Origin of the sequence: Desulfosceptrum tomskiensis (assembly GCF_049818055.1) — a bacterium.
Taxonomy (GTDB): domain Bacteria; phylum Bacillota; class Desulfotomaculia; order Desulfotomaculales; family JASEER01; genus JBFLVT01.
In genome coordinates this window covers 2,071,314-2,090,999 of the sequence record NZ_CP187479.1, presented here as the reverse complement: position 1 = coordinate 2,090,999, position 19,686 = coordinate 2,071,314, and the positions used below count along the sequence as shown (strand labels likewise).

The following is a 19,686-nucleotide window of genomic DNA, read 5'->3' as shown; positions in this document are numbered from 1 at the left end:
TTAGACCATCCGTACAGGCAGCACCAGCGCAAAATACGACCCGTCGGGAACCGGTCTTATAACCGACGGCCCTATGGGACCGTTAAACTCCAGGGAAACGGTATCGTTTCCCGCGGCACGCAGCGCATCGATCAGGTAATTGGCGTTAAAAGCCACCTGGATGTCCTCGCCCTCCAGCTCGGCGGCGACCTCCTCCAGGACTGAACCCACCTGGGAACGGGCCGAAACGGTCAGCGTCCCGTGCTTGACGGCCAGGACGACGACCGGCGCGTCGTCCCTGGCCAGCGTCGCAGCGCGCTCAACGGTGCGCGTGAGTTCCGCCGGATTGATGTCTAAAATCCTGGTTTTATATCCTTTCGGGACAACCTGGCGGTAATCGGGAAACTGCCCTTCAATCAGCCTGGTCAACACCCGCGCGTGGCTTAAGGAAAACGAGGCGTAACTTTCGGCCACGGCCACCTGAACGTTTTCGCCCTCAAACCCTCCCAGCAGGCGGGCCAGCTCGCCCAGGGCCTTGCCTGGAATAATGATGTTCGTAAGTTTGGCCTCGCTGCCCGGAAGGTCGGCCCTACGCAGGGCCAGACGGTGGGTGTCGGTGGCCACCGCCCTGATCTCCTGTTCCTCGATTTCCAGCAGCACCCCCGTGAAAATCGGGCGGAGCTCGTCCTGCCCCACGGCATAGACGACCTGCCTGACGACATCTCGCAACAAGTCGCCCTGTACCGCAAAGGCCACTTTTGGGGCGACCTCCGGCAGCTTCGGGAATTCCTCGGCGCTGTAACCGTTCAGCATAGCCTCGGCGCGCCCGTAACGCAGGCTGACGGAGTAGGACGACAGCTCGGCGACGAAGGAAACCGTCCCATCCGGCAGTCTCCTGACAATTTCGGCAAAATACCTGGCCGGCAGAACGACCGCTCCGGGGATGATTTCTGTTGCCGGCAGGATGCAGCTGACGGACAGTTCCAGGTCGGTGCCGGTAAAGGTGATGCCCTCTTCCGAAGCCTCGACCAGGATGCCTTGCAGGACAGGCATCGGGCTGCGCGCCGCGACGGCCCTCTGCACGGTGGTGATTCCCGCCAGGAGGTTGTCTTTCGTGGTTTTAAAGCGCAAAGCTGTTCACCTCTCGCGTGTTACAAAACGGGTTGATTAATTATCTGTTTAAAATAATAAAGTTTTAATAGTGGTAGCCGTAGTAGCTGGTGATATGTGGACATGCCGTCCCGTAGCAGCCCGGTGGGGACCGCCCGCCTGTGCACAATTTGTTAATCTTCTTTGATTCTGTTTAACAACGCGGCGACCAAATCCTGAAGCGATTGGTCTCTGGTCAGTTCCTCGGCGATTTTTTCGCAGGCGTGGAGGACGGTGGTGTGGTCCCTTCCGCCGAACTCCTGGCCTATCTTTGGCAAAGAAAGGTCGGTAAGCTCGCGGACGAGGTACATCGCCACCTGCCTGGGGAAAGCCACGTTCCGCGTCCGTCTCTTGGCCTTAAGCTCATCGGGCCGCAGCCGGAAGTAGTCGGCGACGATCTCCTGGATCAGGGTGCAGTTGATCTGCCGAGGTTTCTTCGGCGGGACGATGTCCTTGAGGACCTGGGCCGCCATCTCGGAGGTGATCTCGGCGTTGGTCAGGGTGGCGAAGGCGACCACACGGTTGAAGGCCCCTTCCAGCTCCCGGATGTTGGACTGGATGCGGTCGGCGATGTAGAGCAGGGTTTCATCGGGTACGGTGATCGCTTCGGCCTGGGCTTTTTTACGCAGGATGGCCACCCTGGTTTCCAGGTCGGGTGGCTGGATGTCGGTGATCAGGCCCCATTCGAACCGCGAGCGTAGCCGTTCTTCCAGCGTCGGGATCTCCTTCGGAGGGCGGTCGCTGGAGACGACGATTTGTTTGGCCGCCTCATACAGGGTGTTGAAGGTGTGGAAAAACTCCTCCTGTGTGCGTTCCTTGCCGGCCAGAAACTGGATGTCGTCGATGAGGAGGATGTCGATGCTCCTGTACCTGGCACGGAACTGGGCGGTCTGGTCGTCGCGGATGGAGTTGATCAACTCGTTGGTAAACTTTTCGGAAGTAACGTAGGACACCCTGAGGTAACCGGACTTCTGCAGGATGTAGTGACCGATGGCGTGCATGAGATGGGTCTTCCCCAGCCCCACGCCACCGTATATAAACAGCGGGTTGTAGGCCCGCGCCGGTGCTTCGGCCACGGCTTGGGAGGCGGCGTGGGCGAAACGGTTCGAATTGCCTACGACGAAACTGTCAAAGGTATAGCGGGGATTTAGTTGGGCGATATTATCCTCATTTTTGTCCAGAGGCCTGGCGGACAGGTTGTGCACAATGTCGGGAACTTCGCGGGACAACAGAAACTTCAGGCCGACCTCGCAACCGGTGACCTGTTCGAAACATTGTTTAATCATGGGCGTGTATCTTTCGTTCAGCCAGTCCCGGGAGAAGTTGTTGGGAACTTCGATCAGGATGGTGTTGTTGTAGAAAGCGATAGGCTTTAAGGGTTTCAACCAGTGCTCGAACGACTGGCGGTTCAGCTTTTGGTCCAACGCCTTCAAGACCTGTTGCCATGCTTCGAGAATTTCGGCCGGGACCATTGGCATCCCCCGTTTTTAAGAATCTTGATTATCAACAAAAGTAAAACACAAATTATGTACAAGCTGTGTAAAATCGGTGTTTTTGGACAAGTAAATGGTACCAGATTTTTCAGGACTTATCAACAAACAAAATAGGCCTCCAGGGACGGTGACACCTATTCGTTATTGACTGGCCGAGGACGTATACTATATAATGATTTTTGATGTCTAGCTTTTTAGGAGACGGTCTGTTGCCCGGGAGGTGAAAGGCGTGAAACGAACCTACCAGCCGAAGAAGCGCAAAAGAAAGAGAGTGCACGGGTTTTTGAAGCGCATGGCCACTCACTCCGGGCGCAAGGTAATCAGCCGGAGGCGCGCGAAAGGCAGAAAACGTCTGTCAGCCTAAGGCCGCTGTAAGGTGGCCTTTTTATCATTATAGGGAATTTTTATGACAGACGGTGTTTATGGGAATAATCACCATTAAAAGCAACGCCGACTTTCGCAGGGCTTATGCCCGGGGTGCCAGCCGCGCCGGGCGGAGCTTGGTGCTGTACCGTTTTGCCAACGAGAAAGCTTTTTCCCGTTTCGGTTTCGTGGTCAGCAAGAAGGTCGGCAAAGCCGTGGTCAGGAACCGCCTGCGCAGGGTGCTCAAGGAAATCTGCCGCCGCAACGAAGGCGCGTTTGCTCCCGGCTGTGATTACGTTGTCGTGGCGCGGCTCCGGGCCGCCGATGAGGACTACGGAACGCTTGAAGAGCAACTCTTGTCATTGGTGAAGGGATTGAAATGAAGAATTTCATTACCGCCCTGATGGTTGCCTTGATCCGCATCTATCAGCTCGCCGTTTCACCTCTCTTCCCTGCATGCTGCAGGTATTACCCCAGTTGCTCCGAGTATGCGGTACAGGCCCTGCACAAGCACGGCCCCTTCCGTGGATCGTACATGGCGGCGAGGCGCCTTTTGCGGTGCCATCCCTGGTCGCCGGGAGGCTACGACCCAGTTTAGAGAAGTGAGTGATGAGAAGTCAGAGGTGAGTAACTTGCAGGAATTCGTCTATCAAATTTCATCCGCTGTTCTCACTTCCGACTTCTCACTTCTCACGTCTCATTAGGGGGTTTCGAGGGATTGTTTCAAGCACTCGTTGATGGGATGACCTTGCTTATCAACTGGCTTTACCAGCTCACCGTAAGCCTGGGCATCCCCAGCTACGCCCTGGCGATCATTCTCTTGACTATCCTGGTGAAAGTAGTCCTGTACCCGCTGACACGGATACAGATGCACTCGATGATCGCCCTGCAACAGCTCGCGCCGGAGATCAGGAAGATCCAGGAAAAGTACAAAGACAAGGCGATGGCCCAGCAAAAGGTCATGGAGCTGTACAAGGAGCGCAAGGTGAACCCGATGGCGGGTTGCCTGCTGATGCTCGTCCAGCTCCCGATCCTGATTGCCCTTTACCGGGCGCTGTTCGATTTTCCTTACGTTGAAAGCGCGCATGCCACCTTTTTCTGGGTTCCCAACCTGAGCAGGCCCGACCCCTTTTTCATCCTGCCGGTTCTGGCCGCGGTCACCACCTTTTTCCAGTCCAAGCTCACGATGCCGGCCAGCAACGCGGGCGGGGCCGCTCCGGGGGCCGAGCAAACGCAAAAGATCATGCTTTACTTCCTGCCTGTTTTTATCGGCTACATCAGCACTCAATTTGCTGCCGGCCTGGCCCTGTACTGGGTCGTCTTCAACATCGTGGGCATCATCCAGCAGTACTTCATCAACAAGCAACTGCCCGTCGCGAAGGCTGCCGCCGCGGACGAACCGGCCACTCCGGTCATTGAGGAGGTTAAAGACGTTGAGGAAAAGCCTAGAGAGCAGCGGAAAAAGCGTAGAAGAAGCCGTTGAAAACGCCCTGCGCGAATTGAGCGTCAATAGAGAAGACGTCGAAGTCGAGGTCCTGGAGGAATCGGTCAAGGGCTTGTTCGGCATTCTGGGCACCCGCCCGGCCCGGGTGCGCGTAACGGTCAAGGAGAAGCTCGCCGATCGCGTCATCAGTCTCTTGCGGGACATCACGGCGGAGATGGGTGTCCATCCCGATTTCACGGTCGAGGAGGACGACGAAGAGATTAAGGTCACGCTTACCGGCAGGAACATGGGCGTGCTGATCGGGCGGCGCGGCGAAACCCTGAACTCCCTCCAATACCTGGTCAGCCTGGCTGCCAACAGGAACCAGGAGCAGAGACGGAAGATCGTGCTTGACGTCGAGGGTTACCGCAGGAAGCGTGAAGAGACCCTGCAAAACCTCGCCGTAAAGCTGGCCGACAAGGCGCGGCGGCGGGGGCGGAGCGTCGTCCTGGAGCCGATGAACCCCCAGGAACGGCGCGTTATCCACACCACGTTGCGAGGCCGGGACGACATCTACACCTTCAGCGAGGGAGAAGAGCCTTTCAGGAAGATCGTCATCGCCCCCAGGAAGTAGGTGCCCGGCGTGCTGTTCGATACGATTGCGGCCATCGCCACTTGCCCGGGTGAGGGTGCGGTCGGCATCGTGCGCCTGAGCGGGACGGAAGCGCTCAGGATCGTTTCCCGCGTTTTCAGGCCGGTACGGGCCGCCAAGTGGCCTCCTGCGTCCGGTTTTCGGATGACCTACGGGCACGTCGTCGACCCCGAAACGGGCGACGTCGTCGACGAGGTCCTGGTCAGCGTGATGAAGGCCCCGCGCAGCTACACGCGGGAAGACGTCGTGGAAGTGAACTGCCACGGAGGTCCCCTGCCCCTACGGCGGATACTCGAACTGATATTGGAGAACGGAGCCAGGCTCGCCGAGCCTGGCGAATTTACGAAAAGGGCTTTCTTGAACGGACGCCTGGACCTTGCCCAGGCCGAAGCCGTGCTGGACGTCATCCGCGCCAAGACGGGGGACGGCCTCTCTCTGGCCGTCGGCCAGCTTGGCGGGAGGCTTTCCGAGCGGATCAGGGACATGCTTGACGCCGTTATGCAGGTGCTGGCTTTCGTTGAAGCCAGCATTGATTTTCCCGAGGACGACATCCCCGAACTCCGACTGCGGGAACTCGCCGGCCGCCTGGAGGAACTGGCCGCGCGGTGCGCCTCCCTGGCCGAGGGGGCCGAGGCCGGGAAGGTCTTTCGCGAGGGCATCAGCACCGTCATCGTCGGGAAGCCGAACGTGGGCAAGTCGTCGCTCCTCAACGCCCTACTGCGGGAAAAGAGGGCTATCGTCACCGCGGTGCCGGGGACCACGCGTGACGTAATCGAAGAGATCGTCAACGTTCGGGGCATGCCCCTGCGGCTTATCGATACGGCGGGTTTGCGCTATACTGATGATGTCGTTGAGCGTATCGGGGTCCAGATGGCCAGAGAGCGCGCCGAGACGGCCGAACTGGTCCTGTTCGTCCTCGACGCCGGCTCGGGCCTCGAGGAGGAAGACATCGAGGTCGCCAGGCTGGTGGAGCGTAAAAGAGGCATTCTTATTATCAACAAGGTCGACGTCGGCGAAAGAGAGCTGGACCTTGCGGCGCTGCCGCTTCGGGTCCGCGCATGGCCGGCGGTCAGGACGGTGATGACCGAGGGCCTGGGCCTCGAAGAACTGGAGTCCGTTATCGAGGAACAGGTGCTCGGCAAGGGGTTCGCCATGCGGGAACCTCCCCTCGTCACCAACGTCAGGCACAAGGCCAGCCTGGAGAGGGCCGCCGGATACCTTAGCCAGGCTGCGGCGAACCTCGCCGCAGGAGTGCCTTTGGACATCGTCGCCGTCGACATCAGGGCCGGTGCGGAGGCCCTCGGCGAAGTCATCGGGGCCAACGTGGCGGAGGACGTTCTGGACCGTATCTTCGCCGACTTTTGCATCGGAAAGTAGTCTTCATCCTGCAAAATGCAGCACCACAGACAATGAAAACGGTTACAGCAGGTCTGGGTTATCCCCGACGCTCCGTGCGCCGCTTCGACCGTTCTATGAGGCCGTTGAAAAGCTTCGCCCGACTTTGAGAAGTGTGAGGCGAGAGGCAGAGGTGAGTATCAATGAAGGAATTCACCAAGCGAATTCCAACCCTGTGTTCCCACTTCTGACTTCCCACGACCCACATCTCAAAGGCCTTCCGCGCCATGCTCGCTTTTGAACGGCCTCTTGATGGTTTGCCGGTTCAGAGCGTGGCGGGCCTCCTGCGGATTGTTCGCGGGCGCAGTCTTCTAAAGGTTAGCTAAGTACGCGCCGAGGCCTTGGCCGCAGCGAACGTTGGGAGTGTAAATCAAAAATGCGCAGTGAGCCGAGGGAAAGTGTCGGCCGCTGTTTGGGCGCAGCGAGTTCGGCCGGCGCCCGAGGCGAACGAGCATCTTCCTCTGTCACGGACAAGTTCGCGCAGGCAAGGCCGAGGAAAAGCGTACGGCCGACGCTGCGACGGCGGAAGCGCTCGCGAACGTCCTCGTCGGCAGCCACGCTGGCTTCACCTTCGCTAAGAACGGTGCCCGAAGCTTTCAGCAAAGTCGCTTGCGGGGATAAACCCAGACCCGAATAGCAAGGACTATTTTGAAAGTAGGTGAGTGTATGGAGTACACGGCGGGAAAATACGACGTGATCGTGGTCGGCGCCGGCCACGCCGGCTGCGAGGCGGCCCTGGCCGCGGCGCGGCTGGGCTGCCGTACCCTTGTGCTCACCATGAATATCGACTACGTCGCCTCCATGCCCTGTAACCCTGCGGTGGGTGGCCCTGCCAAGGGGCACCTGGTGCGCGAGGTCGACGCCCTGGGCGGGGAGATCGGCCGGAACACCGACCGGGCCGCCATCCAGATGCGTATGTTAAATACTGGAAAAGGGCCGGCCGTCAGGGCCCTTCGCGCCCAGGTCGACAAGGTGCTCTACCAGATGAGCATGCGGGACGTGCTCGAGAGGGAGCCTAACCTCGACCTCAAGCAGGCTATGGTGGAGAGGGTCATTACCGAACAGGGCCGCGTCTGCGGCGTCGTCACCCTTACCGGGGCCAGATTCCTGGCGCCGGCGGTGATCATTACGACCGGGACATACCTGAAGGGCCGCATCATCATCGGGGACGTGAGCTACGAAGGCGCCCCGCACGGTCAGCGGTCGTCCGTCGGCCTCGCCGAGAGCATCCGCGCGCTGGGGCTGGAGATGGGACGGTTCAAAACCGGTACGCCTCCACGCGTGGCCCGCAGGTCGATTAATTTTGACAGGCTTCAGGTGCAGCCGGGCGACGAGGCCCTGCGGAACTTTTCGTTTTTCTCTCCCGTGCAGAGAAGGACCCAGGTCCCCTGCTGGCTGACTTACACCACGGCCCGCACCCACGAGGTCATCCGGGAGAACCTGCACAGGTCGCCGCTGTACAGCGGGATCATTCAGGGCGTCGGCCCCAGGTACTGCCCGTCTATCGAGGACAAGGTGGTGCGTTTCGCCGACCGCGAGCGGCACCAGGTCTTTATCGAACCCGAAGGCCTCAACTCCGCCGAGATGTACGTCCAGGGTATGTCCACCAGCCTTCCGGAGGACGTGCAGATCGAGATGCTGCGGAGCCTCCCCGGGCTGGAAAAGGCGGAAATCGTCCGTCCGGGGTACGCCATCGAGTACGATTACGTGGTGCCCACGCAGCTCAGGGCGACGCTGGAAGTCAAGGGAGTGCCGGGACTCTACCTTGCCGGGCAGATCAACGGGACCTCGGGTTACGAGGAGGCCGCCGCCCAGGGCATTGTCGCCGGGATCAACGCCGCCCTGGCGGTCCGGCAGCAAGACCCCTTCGTCGTCGACCGCAGCGAGGGGTACATCGGGGTGTTGGTCGACGACCTGATCACCAAGGGGACCCCCGAGCCGTACCGGATGTTTACCTCGCGGGCCGAGTACCGCCTGCTGCTCAGGCACGACAACGCCGACATGCGCCTGACCGAAAGGGCTTACCGCCTCGGCCTGGTCGACGGTGAGCGGTACAGGCTTTTCGAGAGCAAGAGAAAATCCGTGGAAGAGGAAATCGAGCGCCTGAGCAGGACGAGCGTTCCGGTGACCGAGGAGGTGCAGGCCGTCCTTCGCGGCAGGAACTCCGCGCCGTTGAGCCAGCCGACCCGGGCGGTCGAGCTCCTCAAGCGGCCGGAGATCGATTACCAGGTGATTGCCGGGCTGGTTCCGCCGGCCGCCCCGCTGTCCGAGGACGTCCGGACCGAGGTAGAGAACCGGCTCAAGTACGAGGGCTACATCAACAAGCAGGCCGCCCAGGTCGAGAGGATGGCCAGGCTGATGAAAAAGCCCATCCCCGCCGACCTGAACTGGGAGGCCGTCGCCGGTTTGTCCACCGAGGCGCGGCAGAAACTGGCCCGCATCCGGCCCGAGACGGTAGGCCAGGCCAGCCGCATTTCGGGCGTCTCCCCGGCCGACATCGGCGTGCTGCTGGCGGCGCTCGAGCAGTACAGGCCGAAGAAGGATGTTCCGGCATGAGCAACGGGTTTTGCGATACGCTTGTCAACGGGCTGAAGGAATGGAACATCGCTTACGACGATCGGCGGCTGGAACACTTCGTTCGCTACCATCGCCTGGTGATGGAGAAGAATCGCGAGTTCAACCTCACATCGATCACGGAGGAGACCGAGTCGGCGGTCAAGCATTTCCTGGATTCGCTGAGCCTGCTGCTTTTCGCCCGTCCCGAGCCCGGCGCGCGGGTCATCGACGTCGGTACGGGGGCGGGTTTCCCCGGGGTCGCGCTGAAGATCGCCGTTCCGTCCATCGTCCTGACCTTGCTGGATTCCAGCCGTAAAAAGGTCGCTTTTCTGGAAGAAGCGCTTGCCGTCCTGGAACTGGACCAGGCCGCAGCTGTCTGGGGCCGCGCGGAGGAACTGGGCCGGCAGCCCCGGCACCGTGAGCGGTACGATTGGGTCCTGGCCAGGGGGGTCGCCGAGGTCCGGGTTCTCGCGGAGTACTGCCTCCCCTTCGCCGCCGTGGGGGGCTGTTTCGTCGCTTACAAGGGGCCCGGCGTGAAGGCCGAGCTGGCCGGCGCACAACGGGTGCTGGACGTGCTGGGCGGGAGCGTCGAGGCCGTGCACGAACTCTCCCTCCCCTTCGGAGGAGGGGCCCGCAGCCTGGCGGTAATCAGAAAAATAAAAGCGACCCCGGAGCGCTTTCCCAGGCGCCCGGGAATGCCGGAGAAACGGCCCCTGTAGGGGCCGTTTCTCCGCTGTAAGTGCTATATGTCAGGTAGCAGCACATCGTTTACATCCAGGGCAGTTTGTATTCTAAACTACAATTTCTCGACCCTGGTAACCAACGATAGCGGTTACAGCGGGTCTGGGTTATCCCCGCTGCTCAGTGCGCCGCTTCGACCGTTCTATGAGGCCGTTGAAAAGCTTCGCCTGACTTTGAGAAGTGTGAGGCGAGAGGTCAGAGGTGAGTATCAATGAAGGAATTCACCAAGCGAATTCCAACCCTGTGTTCCCACTTCTGACTTCCCACGACCCACATCTCAAAGGCCTTCCGCGCCATGCTCGCTTTTGAACGGCCTCTTGATGGTTTGCCGGTTCAGAGCGTGGCGGGCCTCCTGCGGATTGTTCGCGAGCGCAGTCTTCTAAAGGTTAGCTAAGTACGCGCCGAGGCCTTGACGCAGCGAACGTTGGGAGTATAAATCAAAAAATGCGCAGTGAGCCGAGGGAAAGCGTCGGCCGCTGTTTGGGCGCAGCGAGTTCGGCCGGCGCCCGAGGCGAACGAGCATCTTCCTCTGTCACGGACAAGTTCGCGCAGGCAAGGCCGAGGAAAAGCGTACGGCCGACGCTGCGACGGCGGAAGCGCCCGCGAACGTCCTCGTCGGCAGCCACGCTGGCTTCACCTTCGCTAAGAACGGTGCCCGAAGCTGCAAAGTCGCTTGCGGGGATAAACCCAGACCCGAACAGCAAGGGCTATTATCGAGCTAATGCTAAACATGTTCAACGATGTTATTGATAAAAACTGTTAACGATGTCCTGCTGCTAAGCATTGAGCATTAGGATATGGAAAACTGCAGATCAATGCCGAGTCGTAAACACGCAGGATTTTGTTGGCAAATGTGGAATAAGGCATAACGTTAAAACTTACTATGTTAGCTTGGGCGAGAGGGGTTAAGCGTGGGTAAAGTAATTGCGGTTACAAACCAAAAGGGCGGCGTCGCCAAGACGACGACGGCGGTCAACCTGGGTGCCGCCCTGGCTTTGCTCGGCAAACGGGTGCTGGTCGTGGATATGGACCCGCAGGGCAATGCGACCAGCGGTCTGGGTGTCAAGACGGACGGTTCCGGAAAGACGGTCTACCACGTGCTGGTCGGCGAGGCCGCCCTTACCGACGTACTGAGGGATTGCCCCTCGGTTGCCGGCCTGATCGTTGCCCCGGCCGACCTCACCCTCGCCGCGGCGGAAGTGGAAATGGTCAGCCTGCCGGACCGCGAGCTGGTTTTGAAAAAAGCCCTCGGACCGGTAAAAGGCGGGTTTGACTACGTCTTCATCGACTGCCCGCCCTCGCTGGGTTTATTGACCGTTAACGCCCTCTGTGTCGCCGACTCGGTGCTTATCCCCGTCCAGTGCGAGTATTACGCGCTTGAAGGGCTGAGCCACCTCATGAACGCTATTCAACTGGTGCAGAAAGGGCTCAACCCCAGTTTAACCGTTGAGGGGGCCCTTTTAACCATGTTCGACGGGCGTACCAACCTTGCCATCCAGGTGGTCGAAGAGGTCAAGCGCTATTTTAAGAAGAAGGTCTACAAGACAATCATCCCGCGGAACGTGCGCCTGAGCGAAGCACCCAGCCACGGGGTCCCCGTCGTCGTTTACGATCCGAAAAGCCGCGGCGCGGACATGTACATGGAACTCGCCAAGGAAGTGATGGAAGGTGTCTAAGAAAAGAGGCCTCGGAAGGGGCCTTGACGCGCTCATCCCGTCGGGAGGAAAGGAAAAGACCGATCTCGTCGAGCTCCCGCTTGCAGAAATCCAGCCCAATCCTCGCCAGGCCCGCAAGAACTTCGACGAAGAGGCGATCAGCGAGCTGGCCGCCTCGATCGAGCAACATGGACTGATCCAGCCGGTCATCGTCCGGCGCAGCGCCTCGGGTTCGGGTTACGAGCTGGTCGCCGGGGAGAGGCGCTACCGGGCTTACCGGCGGCTCGGCAGGACCATGATCCCCGCGATTATCCGCGACCTGGGGGATTTCGAGTCCACCGCCGCCTTGCTGATCGAGAACGTCCAGCGCCAGGACCTGAGCTCCTTGGAAGAGGCGCAGGCCTACCGGCGGCTGATCGAGGAGTTCGGCCTGACCCAGGAGGAGGTCGCCCGGCAGGTGGGCAAAAGCCGCACGGCGATCACTAACAGCCTCCGCCTGCTCAGCCTCCCCGAGAAGGTGCTCGCACTGCTGGGGGCCGGGGCGATCACGGCCGGGCATGCCAGGGCGCTGGCCGCGCTTGAAGACGAAGGACTGATGGAAAGACTGGCGCTCAAGGCGGCCGAAAAAGGCCTGTCTGTACGCGAGGTCGAGGCGGAAGTCAAGAGGTGGAACGCGCTGCGCCAGCAGGACGCGGCCGCCCGGAGAGCCATCGACCGCCTGCTCAGGGAGTGGGCCAGAGGACTCTCCCGCAACCTCGGTACGGGCGTCAAAATAAGAGGCACGCGCACCGAGGGCCGGGTCGAGATCAAATACAAATCCGAGGAAGAATTGCGCAGAGTCCTTGCGGCTCTAGGGCTTAAGGAATAATGTTTCACGTGGCACATTACGGTGAAACAACATGAACGACTTTGAAAAAGGCCTTTTGCTCGGGGTTCTCATCGGTGAGGGGCACTTCGGCGGAGACGGTCGCCAGCCGCACATCACGGTGCGCATGCACACGAGGCACGTGGCCCTGTTCGAGTGGCTTACGCGTCTTGTGCCTGGTTCGAGGCTGTACGGCCCTTACCGGCACGGGGGGCGGGATTACTGCCAGTGGATGGTGCGGGGGCAAGCCTTGAAGGCGCTGCTGCCGGTTTTGGACAGCCTGCCTATCAGGGACATTGATCCCCCGGCGTACGAGAAGTATCGGGCGATGAAGGAAGCATACCGACTGTAAATGCATTCGGCATTCAGATGAGGGTCAACTTCGTTAATCTAAGCGCCGATAGCCGAGTGCGGCTGGCAAAACCGGCGTTATCAAAGATAAGTCAAGGCCGGCATTGGGCTATACTAAGGCCGGGATCGAAAGTCCAACAAGCGCAGGAGCGGAAATCGAAGCCATGGCCATAGCAACTGAGGTCTGCGGGGTTGACCCTTTGGCCGCCGATGCGCCTTGCTGTCCCGTTTGTGGGCAACGCGGAAAAAGGGTAAGGCCTGAAACGGTGGGTAATTTGCTTAGAGATGACCGCCTTCCCGTGGAATTGGATGGCTACGCACTTTGTCTTTCTACAGACTGTGACGTGGCCTATTTTGGACGCCGGGTCTTTCATAAGGGCGACATGAAAGTCAGAGTGTGGTTTAAGGAAAGCGATCCTGCCGTACCCGTCTGTTACTGCAAACACGTCACGGAAGCGGAGATTATCGAGCACGTTGCCGTCCGAAAATGCTGCCAGGATATCAACGATATTCAAGAACACACCGGGGCGAATACCGGCAAGAAGTGCGTTACCGAAAACCCTGCAGGAACTTGATGTAAGCCGGCTGTGCAATCGGTGATTGCCAAAGCCTTGGAACAAAGAAGAATCCTGCTTCCCGGTCGTTAAGCCAAGTTTTTTAACAGTCTTTTAGGAGTTGGGCGAGCTCGTTGTAGGCGACCGTGACGGCTTCGTCGTAGACCGCCCGCGTCGTGACTCCGGCCTCGGCGGCGCGGGTCCGGCAGTCCTCGTATTCGGGCTTGATTCTTACGACTTCCCGGCCCATGCGGGAGAGCTTGACCCGTACCGGGCCGTAACGGGTGCGGATTTCAAAGGTCTGCCGGGGAACGACGATTCTTTCTTCGTGCCTCATCCTGACGCCCAGGGTGCCCGTTTCGGCGATGAGCAGCCCGGCCAGGCGCTGCCGGTCGTGCTCGTGGGCCAGCACGGTCAGCTTGGTCCCCGGGCGTCCCTTTTTCATGATCACGGGCGTGATGAAGGCGTCGCGCGCCCCTTCGTCGAGGAGCTTCCTGATAACCTCGGGAAGGATTTCCGGGTTGACGTCGTCAAGGTTGGTTTCCAGGACGGCGACGGGTTCGGTTGCCTCCGGCTCCGGGGTTGCGGTCCATCCGAGAATGGCCCGGAGGATGTTGGGAAACCCGAAATCAGCCGTTCCCGCACCGTATCCGACGGCGTCGACGGTCATGGGTGGGATGGGTCCCGTTGCTGCGGCCAGGGCCGTGGCCAGGGCTGCGCCCGTGGGTGTGACCGTTTCGCCTTCGACGTTGGCCGGGCGAACGGGAAACCCCCGCAACAGCTCGAGGGTCGCCGGCGCGGGCACAGGCAGGAGGCCGTGCCGGCAGCGCACAAAACCGTGGCCCAGAGGAAAGGGCGAAACGGCGATTTGCTCCACGCCAAGGAAATCCAGGGCCAGGCAGGTCCCGACGACCTCCACGATGGCGTCGACGGCGCCGACCTCGTGGAAGTGGACCTCCGAGGGCGAAATGCCGTGCACCCTCGCTTCGGCTTCGGCGAGCCGTGCAAAGACCTTTTGCGCGCTTGTCTTAACCTGCGGTGCAAGGGACGCCTCGCTGATGATGCGAAGAATATCGGTCAAACGGCGATGGGGCTGCTTGTCCGGGGCGTCAACGCGGACCTTAGTGGCTTTGATCCCGTAGCTTTTCACCGGGGCTACGCGGAACTGGAAAGGGTCGATTCCCAATGTTCCAAGGGCCGCCTCGATCCTGCCGGCGTCGGCGCCGGCGTCGATCAGCGAGGCGAGGGCCATATCCCCCGCGATGCCGCTGCTGCAATCCCAGAACAGCACCTTCATTCCCGCTCCCTCCCGGTCCTGACGATGGCGTCGGCCAGCGCGGCGGCCCCGTACCCGTTATCGATGTTGACTACCCCTATTCCCGGGGCGCAGCTGTTGAGCATGGCCAGCAGCGCGGCCAGGCCGTTGAAGCTGCTCCCGTACCCGACGCTCGTGGGCACGGCGATGACGGGACGCGGGGTGAGGCCGGCCACGACGCTGGGCAGGGCTCCCTCCATGCCGGCCACGACAATGACGACCGCACACTCGTTGATTGTCTCCAAGTGGTCGAACAGGCGGTGGATGCCCGATACGCCGACGTCGTACAGGGCCCGTACGGGATGGCCCATCAGTGAAAGGGCGATCCGGGATTCTTCGGCCACCGGCTGGTCGGCTGTCCCGGCGCTGAGGACGGCGACGGGCGGGCCCGCCGGAGTCTCCGCCGGCTCCTTTTGCAAAGTGATGCAGCGCGCCGCGGGGTGATACTTGGCCCCGGCAACCGCACGCTTAACACAGGCAAACACCTGTTCACCGGCGCGGGTGGCCAGCACCACAGGCGATTTGGCGGCCAGCCGGGCAAAAATCTGGGCGACCTGGGACGGGGTCTTCCCCTGGCAGAAGATAACCTCCGGGAAACCCGTCCGCAGGGCGCGGTGGTGGTCCAGGCGCGCGTACCCGAGGTTTTCGTACGGCAGGTCACGCAGCGCCCGCACGGCCTCGGCGACGTCTATTCGCCCTTCGGCGACGCCGGCCAAAAGCGCCTTCAACGACTCAACGTCCACACCAAAAACCCCTTTTTACACCGCAAACTATAGGACTACGGCAACCACCGTCTACCCGGCCACCGACTCCCGACTCCCGACTACTAATCAAAGCATCCGCTCCTGTAGCCCGCGCAGTCCAGGGTCACAAACTTGAACCCCAACTCGCGCAGGGCGTCTACAACGAGGGACCTGACCGGTTCCTCCGTCAGTCGCGGCAGGGCGGGCAGGGGCGCCTCGATGCGGGCGACGTCCCCGTGGTGGCGGACCCTGACCATAACGAAGCCCAGGCCCCGCAGGACTTCTTCGGCCCGCGCTATCTGATCGATCTTTTCCCCGGTGATCGTTTCTCCATACGGTATGCGCGTGCTGTAGCAGCTTTCGGATGGCTTGTCCCAGCCGGGTATCCCGAGACGCCGGGCTAGTTGACGCACGTCGTCTTTGGACATGCCGGTTTCGCGGAGGGGGCTCTTCACGCCGAATTCGGCAGCGGCGGCGAGTCCAGGCCGGAATTCCCGCGTATCGCCGGCGTTGGTGCCGTCGGCGATACAGGGCAGGCCGTATTCCCCGGCGAGTTCCCGCAGGGCTGCGTACAGCTTTTTCTTGCAGACGTAGCAACGGTCCCGGCTGTTGACCGTAAATGCGGGATTATCGAGCTGGCCGAGCGCGACCTCGACGTGTCGAAGACCCCATTCCCCGGCTGCGCGCCGTGCGTCGGCCGTGTCCCGCGGGCTGTAAATCGGCCCGGTCGCCGTAACGGCCAGGCAGCGCGGTCCCAGCTCCATGGCGGCGATGCGGGCCAGGACAAGGGAGTCCACCCCGCCGGAAAATGCCACCACGGCTCCCGAAAGCTGTCTTATTATTTGACGGAGGGTGTTTAGCATATTAACCATAACGTAAATTCTTAATTCGCAGTGTATGTCCGCCCGGCAAGGCTTGTCAACTATAATGGCTGTAAGCACTTAACGCTTAACGCTTGCGTCCGGCACTCAACCTAAGGGAATCGAGTTGTCAGGTAGATCTAACTTTTACGTCTCGAAGACTGACGGTTACTTTAAATGTAAATGGTTCTTCGAGTTGAGTACCGGGCTTTTGGCAGGGGTTCCAAGATTTACAGCGAATTTTAACTGCAAAATTTGCGGAGGGGGCGGCGGTTATCATCAACTTCAGCGATTTCATCCAGGCATATGCCGTTGAACTGCTGGCCGGATTGGCCCTTTTGTTTGTTCTGGTCAGCATAGCGCAGTTCTTTCTTTACCGCCGTTTGAGCACCCAGTTCAAACGTTACCAGACCCTGGTTCGGAGCGCCGGCCCGGGGCTGGGGGACGTTTTGGCCGAGTTTTCCCGGCTCGTCGAACAGGCCCAAGGACGCCTGGCGGAGGTCACGGCGCGGCAGCGCGAGCTGGAGGCCCAGGTCAGGCGCTGTGTACGCACGCCCAGCATTGTCCGGTTTAACGCCTTTGAGGACATGGGCAGCAACCTGAGCTACGCGGTCGGCCTCCTGGACGGCCTGGGGGACGGCGTCGTGCTCAGCAGCATTTTCGGCCGGGACCAGGTCTGCACTTACGCCAAAGCCGTGGTTGAAGGGGGTTCCTCCTATAACCTCAGCGAGGAGGAGCGGGAGGCCATCCGCCAGGTCGTTATGGACGACAGGAATTTGAGCAGAAGACGTGAGTAGCGCGAAGGCAGAAGTGGGAACATAAGAAAGGAATTCGCCTTGCGAATTCCCTCGAGATTTCCGGCCTCTGACCTCTTTTTTCAGCGGGAAATCCGGGAGGATTTCCTTCGAGTCCGACTTCCGACTTCTGACCTCCGACTTCCGGTTTAAGGGGGGCATCCGTTGTTCCAAGACCGTGTCGAGGCCGGCCGGCTGCTGGCCGCGGAATTGAAGGAGATCGGTCCCGTCAAGGACGGGGTTGTCGTGGCCATTCCGAGGGGCGGCGTGGTTGTCGGGGCCGAAGTGGCCAAGGCCCTCGATATCCCCATAGACGTCATCGTCCCGCGCAAGATCGGGGCGCCGTTCAACCCCGAGGTGGCCGTGGGAGCGGTCACCGAGGACGGAACAACCATTTTTGACGAGCGGGCGCTGAGGCTCTTGGGGCTTGCCAGGGAATCGCTGGATGATGCCGTCAAGGTCCAACTGGCCGAAATCGCCCGCCGCACGCAGCTCTACCGTTCGGGGAAAGATCCCCTGCCCCTCGAGGGAAAAACGGTCATCCTTGTCGACGACGGAGTGGCCACGGGTTACACGACCCTGGCTGCTTTGCGTTCGGTGAAAAACGCGCGCCCGGCGAGGGTCGTCCTGGCCGTCCCGGTGGCGCCGCCCGATACGGCGGAGATGCTGTCCGGGGAAGTCGACGAGATGATCTGCCTGCTCACCCCCGAGCCCTTTTACGCGGTGGGCCAGTTTTACCGGCGGTTCGACCAGACGACCGACGAAGAGGTCATCGCGCTCCTCGCCAGGCGCCGGCGTGCATGAAAGTGCCTGCGGCGCTGTTTTTCAACAGTTCCGCATAAAGGTCGGCCCTCTCCCCTCATACTAAGGGGTGGAGGTGTTCTTCTTTGCAGCGAAAAGTGGCGATTGCCGAAGGAATGGACGACCTGCACGACTACTTCAGCAGGCGCGGTTTTACCGTGGTGGGTCCCGAGCAGGCCGGCCAGTCGGTGGCGCTGGTGGTTTCGGGGTCGACCGACAACTTCATGGGGATGCACGACCGCTCGGTTGACGTTCCGGTGATCAATGCCGAGGGCAAGACGCCGGACGAGATTTTTCGGCAGGTGGAAAGAGCCGCAAAGGCTGAATCCTAGGGATTGAGTAGTGAGATGCTGAAAGGGGGTAGCGCTCAATGCCACCCCCTTTTCTTACGACCAAATTTCCAACGTCTAACTGAACTGATAAGGAGCAGCACATCGTTTACATCCAGGGTAGTTTGTATCCTAAACCACAATTTCTCGACCCTGGTAACCAACGATAACGGTTACAGCGGGTCTGGGTTATCCCCGCCGCTCCGTGCTCCGCTTCGACCGTTCTATGAGGCCGTTGAAAAGCTTCGCCTGACTTTGAGAAGTGTGAGGCGAGAGGTCAGAGGTGAGTATCAATGAAGGAATTCACCAAGCGAATTCCAACCCTGTGTTCCCACTTCTGACTTCCCACGACCCACATCTCAAAGGCCTTTCGCGCCATGCTCGCTTTTGAACGCCTTTCGGGTGATTGCCTAAGCTCGGTTCAGAGCGTGGCGGGCCTCCTGCGGATTGTTCGCGGGCGCAGCTTTCCAAAGGTTGCCCAAGTACGCGCCGAGGCCTTGACGCAGCGAACGTTGGGAGTATAAATCAAAAATGCGCAGTGAGCCGAGGGAAAGCGTCGGCCGCTGTTTGACCCGGCAATCAACCAAATCTCTTCGAAGATCTTAGCTATAGGAGATGGGTTTGCTTTAACGAATCGCCAGGTTGAGTGCCGGGGAGTTCGGCCGGCGCCCGAGGCGAACGAGCATCTTCCTCTGTCACGGACAAGTTCGCGCAGGCAAGGCCGAGGGCAAGCGTACGGCCGACGCTGCGACGGCGGAAGCGCCCGCGAACGTCCTCGTCGGCAGCCACGCTGGCTTCACCTTCGCTAAGAACGGTGCCCGAAGCTTTCAGCAAAGTCGCTTGCGGGGATAAACCCAGACCCGAACAACAAGGGCTATTATCGAGCTAATGCTAAACATGTTCAACGATGTTATTGATAAAAACTGTTAACGATGTCCTGCTACCTGACATCTAACATCTGTTTGGTTCAGGCTCTTGCTTTGCGGTAGTGCTCGACGGCGAATTGCTTCAAACCCGAAACGATGATGTTGGCGAGGCGCATGACCAGGTTCAGGCGGGTGTTCTGCAGGACCAGGTATTCCAGGAAGCCCCCGACGTTGACAACGCCGGTGACGTGCACGTCACCGACTTCCGGAAGGTCCTTTTTGACCCCGGCCCCGGGCTTCAGCGCGCCGTCTCCGAGCGCTACCGTCCCCACGTTCTCGATGCATCCCAGGCATGCGTCGATGGCGATGATAAAGGATTCCGGATGCGCCGCCCGGATTCTGTCCAGGGTCTCGTGCAGGTTTGTCGCGTGCACCGGCTGTTCGAGCGTGCCGTAAACCTTGAAGGGGTTCGGCCGATACTGGCTCAAGCGCGTCCCGACGAGCGGGCCCAGGGAATCCCCCGTGGACCGGTCCGTGCCTATGCAGAGCAGGATGACGGGGCGGTTGGTATCACAGCCCAGCCTCTTAACGCGCTTTTTTAGTTCGGAAGCGAACTTGGCGGCCGCAAACGGGTCGTCCATATGAAAACGCACCAGGTCTTTCTCGGTGCTGATCGGCAGCAAAACTTGGGCTTCGGGCACCAGGCCCCCCCCTTTTTGCAAAACTACTATATTTATTGCCGCCGACCGATGGTGTTATTCCTGTGAAAGTAAGAAACCGCTTTCCCCGGCATAAGGATGTT

Annotated in this window: 22 protein-coding genes; 15 read left to right on the top strand and 7 right to left on the bottom strand. The window is 60.3% G+C overall.

From position 1 onward, the window contains the following. Together dnaN and dnaA are read right to left on the bottom strand one after the other, a co-directional pair. A complete protein-coding gene (gene dnaN, locus ACPV0M_RS10615; protein ID WP_425620609.1) occupies positions 1 to 1,110 on the bottom strand; it encodes a DNA polymerase III subunit beta in 1,110 nt (369 codons plus the stop codon). A 152-nt stretch (positions 1,111 to 1,262) separates the two neighbouring features. Further along, positions 1,263 to 2,600: a chromosomal replication initiator protein DnaA gene (dnaA, locus tag ACPV0M_RS10610; protein WP_425620608.1), complete on the bottom strand. Its 1,338-nt coding sequence runs from the start codon at positions 2,598 to 2,600 to the stop codon at positions 1,263 to 1,265. 250 nt (positions 2,601 to 2,850) lie between these two features. Here dnaA and rpmH point away from each other — a divergent pair, with 250 nt between their 5' ends. The 8 genes from rpmH to rsmG all read left to right on the top strand — a co-directional run bounded on the left by rpmH (position 2,851) and on the right by rsmG (position 9,729). Further along, a complete protein-coding gene (gene rpmH, locus ACPV0M_RS10605; RefSeq protein WP_425620607.1) occupies positions 2,851 to 2,985 on the top strand; it encodes a 50S ribosomal protein L34 in 135 nt (44 codons plus the stop codon). Between the two features lie 58 nt (positions 2,986 to 3,043). Then, positions 3,044 to 3,367, top strand: coding sequence for a ribonuclease P protein component (gene rnpA, locus ACPV0M_RS10600; RefSeq protein ID WP_425620606.1), 324 nt, complete (start codon positions 3,044 to 3,046; stop codon positions 3,365 to 3,367). An 8-nt stretch (positions 3,368 to 3,375) separates the two neighbouring features. Then, positions 3,376 to 3,582 carry a membrane protein insertion efficiency factor YidD gene (gene yidD, locus ACPV0M_RS10595; RefSeq protein WP_425622197.1) on the top strand — a complete coding sequence of 69 codons (207 nt, stop codon included), beginning with the start codon at positions 3,376 to 3,378 and terminating at the stop codon, positions 3,580 to 3,582. A 120-nt stretch (positions 3,583 to 3,702) separates the two neighbouring features. Then, a complete protein-coding gene (locus ACPV0M_RS10590; protein WP_425620605.1) occupies positions 3,703 to 4,467 on the top strand; it encodes a YidC/Oxa1 family membrane protein insertase in 765 nt (254 codons plus the stop codon). Then, positions 4,418 to 5,041, top strand: a complete 624-nt coding sequence (gene jag, locus ACPV0M_RS10585) for an RNA-binding cell elongation regulator Jag/EloR (protein ID WP_425620604.1) — start codon at positions 4,418 to 4,420, stop codon at positions 5,039 to 5,041. Before ACPV0M_RS10590 ends, jag begins: the two co-directional genes overlap by 50 nt. Positions 5,042 to 5,050: 9 nt before the next feature. After that, on the top strand, positions 5,051 to 6,436 hold the full coding sequence (mnmE, locus tag ACPV0M_RS10580) for a tRNA uridine-5-carboxymethylaminomethyl(34) synthesis GTPase MnmE (protein WP_425620603.1): 1,386 nt from the start codon (positions 5,051 to 5,053) through the stop codon (positions 6,434 to 6,436). A gap of 684 nt (positions 6,437 to 7,120) precedes the next feature. Further along, positions 7,121 to 9,010: a tRNA uridine-5-carboxymethylaminomethyl(34) synthesis enzyme MnmG gene (gene mnmG, locus ACPV0M_RS10575; protein WP_425622196.1), complete on the top strand. Its 1,890-nt coding sequence runs from the start codon at positions 7,121 to 7,123 to the stop codon at positions 9,008 to 9,010. After that, positions 9,007 to 9,729: a 16S rRNA (guanine(527)-N(7))-methyltransferase RsmG gene (gene rsmG / locus ACPV0M_RS10570; protein ID WP_425620602.1), complete on the top strand. Its 723-nt coding sequence runs from the start codon at positions 9,007 to 9,009 to the stop codon at positions 9,727 to 9,729. Before mnmG ends, rsmG begins: the two co-directional genes overlap by 4 nt. Positions 9,730 to 10,188: 459 nt before the next feature. Here rsmG and ACPV0M_RS10565 read toward each other — a convergent pair whose 3' ends face one another. After that, positions 10,189 to 10,455: a hypothetical protein gene (locus ACPV0M_RS10565; protein WP_425620601.1), complete on the bottom strand. Its 267-nt coding sequence runs from the start codon at positions 10,453 to 10,455 to the stop codon at positions 10,189 to 10,191. Between the two features lie 207 nt (positions 10,456 to 10,662). On the opposite strand from ACPV0M_RS10565, the gene ACPV0M_RS10560 reads away from it, so the two are divergent. The 4 genes from ACPV0M_RS10560 (at position 10,663) to ACPV0M_RS10545 (ending at position 13,197) form a co-directional block, all read left to right on the top strand. Continuing rightward, the gene (locus ACPV0M_RS10560; protein WP_425620600.1) at positions 10,663 to 11,427 is read left to right on the top strand and encodes a ParA family protein; all 765 of its coding nucleotides are present in this window, start codon (positions 10,663 to 10,665) and stop codon (positions 11,425 to 11,427) included. Then, positions 11,420 to 12,274, top strand: coding sequence for a ParB/RepB/Spo0J family partition protein (locus ACPV0M_RS10555; protein WP_425620599.1), 855 nt, complete (start codon positions 11,420 to 11,422; stop codon positions 12,272 to 12,274). Before ACPV0M_RS10560 ends, ACPV0M_RS10555 begins: the two co-directional genes overlap by 8 nt. A 31-nt stretch (positions 12,275 to 12,305) precedes the next feature. Continuing rightward, positions 12,306 to 12,623, top strand: coding sequence for a hypothetical protein (locus ACPV0M_RS10550; protein ID WP_425620598.1), 318 nt, complete (start codon positions 12,306 to 12,308; stop codon positions 12,621 to 12,623). Between the two features lie 163 nt (positions 12,624 to 12,786). Continuing rightward, positions 12,787 to 13,197 (top strand): (2Fe-2S)-binding protein, encoded by a 411-nt coding sequence (locus tag ACPV0M_RS10545; RefSeq protein ID WP_425620597.1) that lies wholly within the window; start codon positions 12,787 to 12,789, stop codon positions 13,195 to 13,197. A gap of 82 nt (positions 13,198 to 13,279) precedes the next feature. On the opposite strand, the gene larC is transcribed toward ACPV0M_RS10545, so the two are convergent. The 3 genes from larC to larE all read right to left on the bottom strand — a co-directional run bounded on the left by larC (position 13,280) and on the right by larE (position 16,052). After that, positions 13,280 to 14,473, bottom strand: coding sequence for a nickel pincer cofactor biosynthesis protein LarC (gene larC, locus ACPV0M_RS10540; protein WP_425620596.1), 1,194 nt, complete (start codon positions 14,471 to 14,473; stop codon positions 13,280 to 13,282). Then, positions 14,470 to 15,234 carry a nickel pincer cofactor biosynthesis protein LarB gene (gene larB, locus ACPV0M_RS10535; RefSeq protein WP_425620595.1) on the bottom strand — a complete coding sequence of 255 codons (765 nt, stop codon included), beginning with the start codon at positions 15,232 to 15,234 and terminating at the stop codon, positions 14,470 to 14,472. The genes larC and larB overlap by 4 nt, the downstream gene beginning before the upstream one ends. Before the next feature lie 83 nt (positions 15,235 to 15,317). Continuing rightward, entirely contained in the window at positions 15,318 to 16,052 is a 735-nt protein-coding gene (gene larE / locus ACPV0M_RS10530) for an ATP-dependent sacrificial sulfur transferase LarE (protein ID WP_425620594.1), read from the bottom strand. A gap of 380 nt (positions 16,053 to 16,432) precedes the next feature. Between larE and ACPV0M_RS10525 the strand changes: the two genes are divergently transcribed. The 3 genes from ACPV0M_RS10525 to ACPV0M_RS10515 all read left to right on the top strand — a co-directional run bounded on the left by ACPV0M_RS10525 (position 16,433) and on the right by ACPV0M_RS10515 (position 18,021). Further along, a complete protein-coding gene (locus ACPV0M_RS10525) occupies positions 16,433 to 16,891 on the top strand; it encodes a DUF4446 family protein (RefSeq protein WP_425620593.1) in 459 nt (152 codons plus the stop codon). Between the two features lie 162 nt (positions 16,892 to 17,053). Beyond that, positions 17,054 to 17,692, top strand: coding sequence for a phosphoribosyltransferase (locus ACPV0M_RS10520; RefSeq protein ID WP_425620592.1), 639 nt, complete (start codon positions 17,054 to 17,056; stop codon positions 17,690 to 17,692). Positions 17,693 to 17,775: 83 nt separating this feature from the next. Continuing rightward, positions 17,776 to 18,021 carry a YkuS family protein gene (locus tag ACPV0M_RS10515; RefSeq protein ID WP_425620591.1) on the top strand — a complete coding sequence of 82 codons (246 nt, stop codon included), beginning with the start codon at positions 17,776 to 17,778 and terminating at the stop codon, positions 18,019 to 18,021. 964 nt (positions 18,022 to 18,985) lie between these two features. On the opposite strand, the gene yyaC is transcribed toward ACPV0M_RS10515, so the two are convergent. Next, positions 18,986 to 19,585: a spore protease YyaC gene (yyaC, locus tag ACPV0M_RS10510; RefSeq protein WP_425620590.1), complete on the bottom strand. Its 600-nt coding sequence runs from the start codon at positions 19,583 to 19,585 to the stop codon at positions 18,986 to 18,988. Between the last annotated feature and the right edge of the window lie 101 nt (positions 19,586 to 19,686).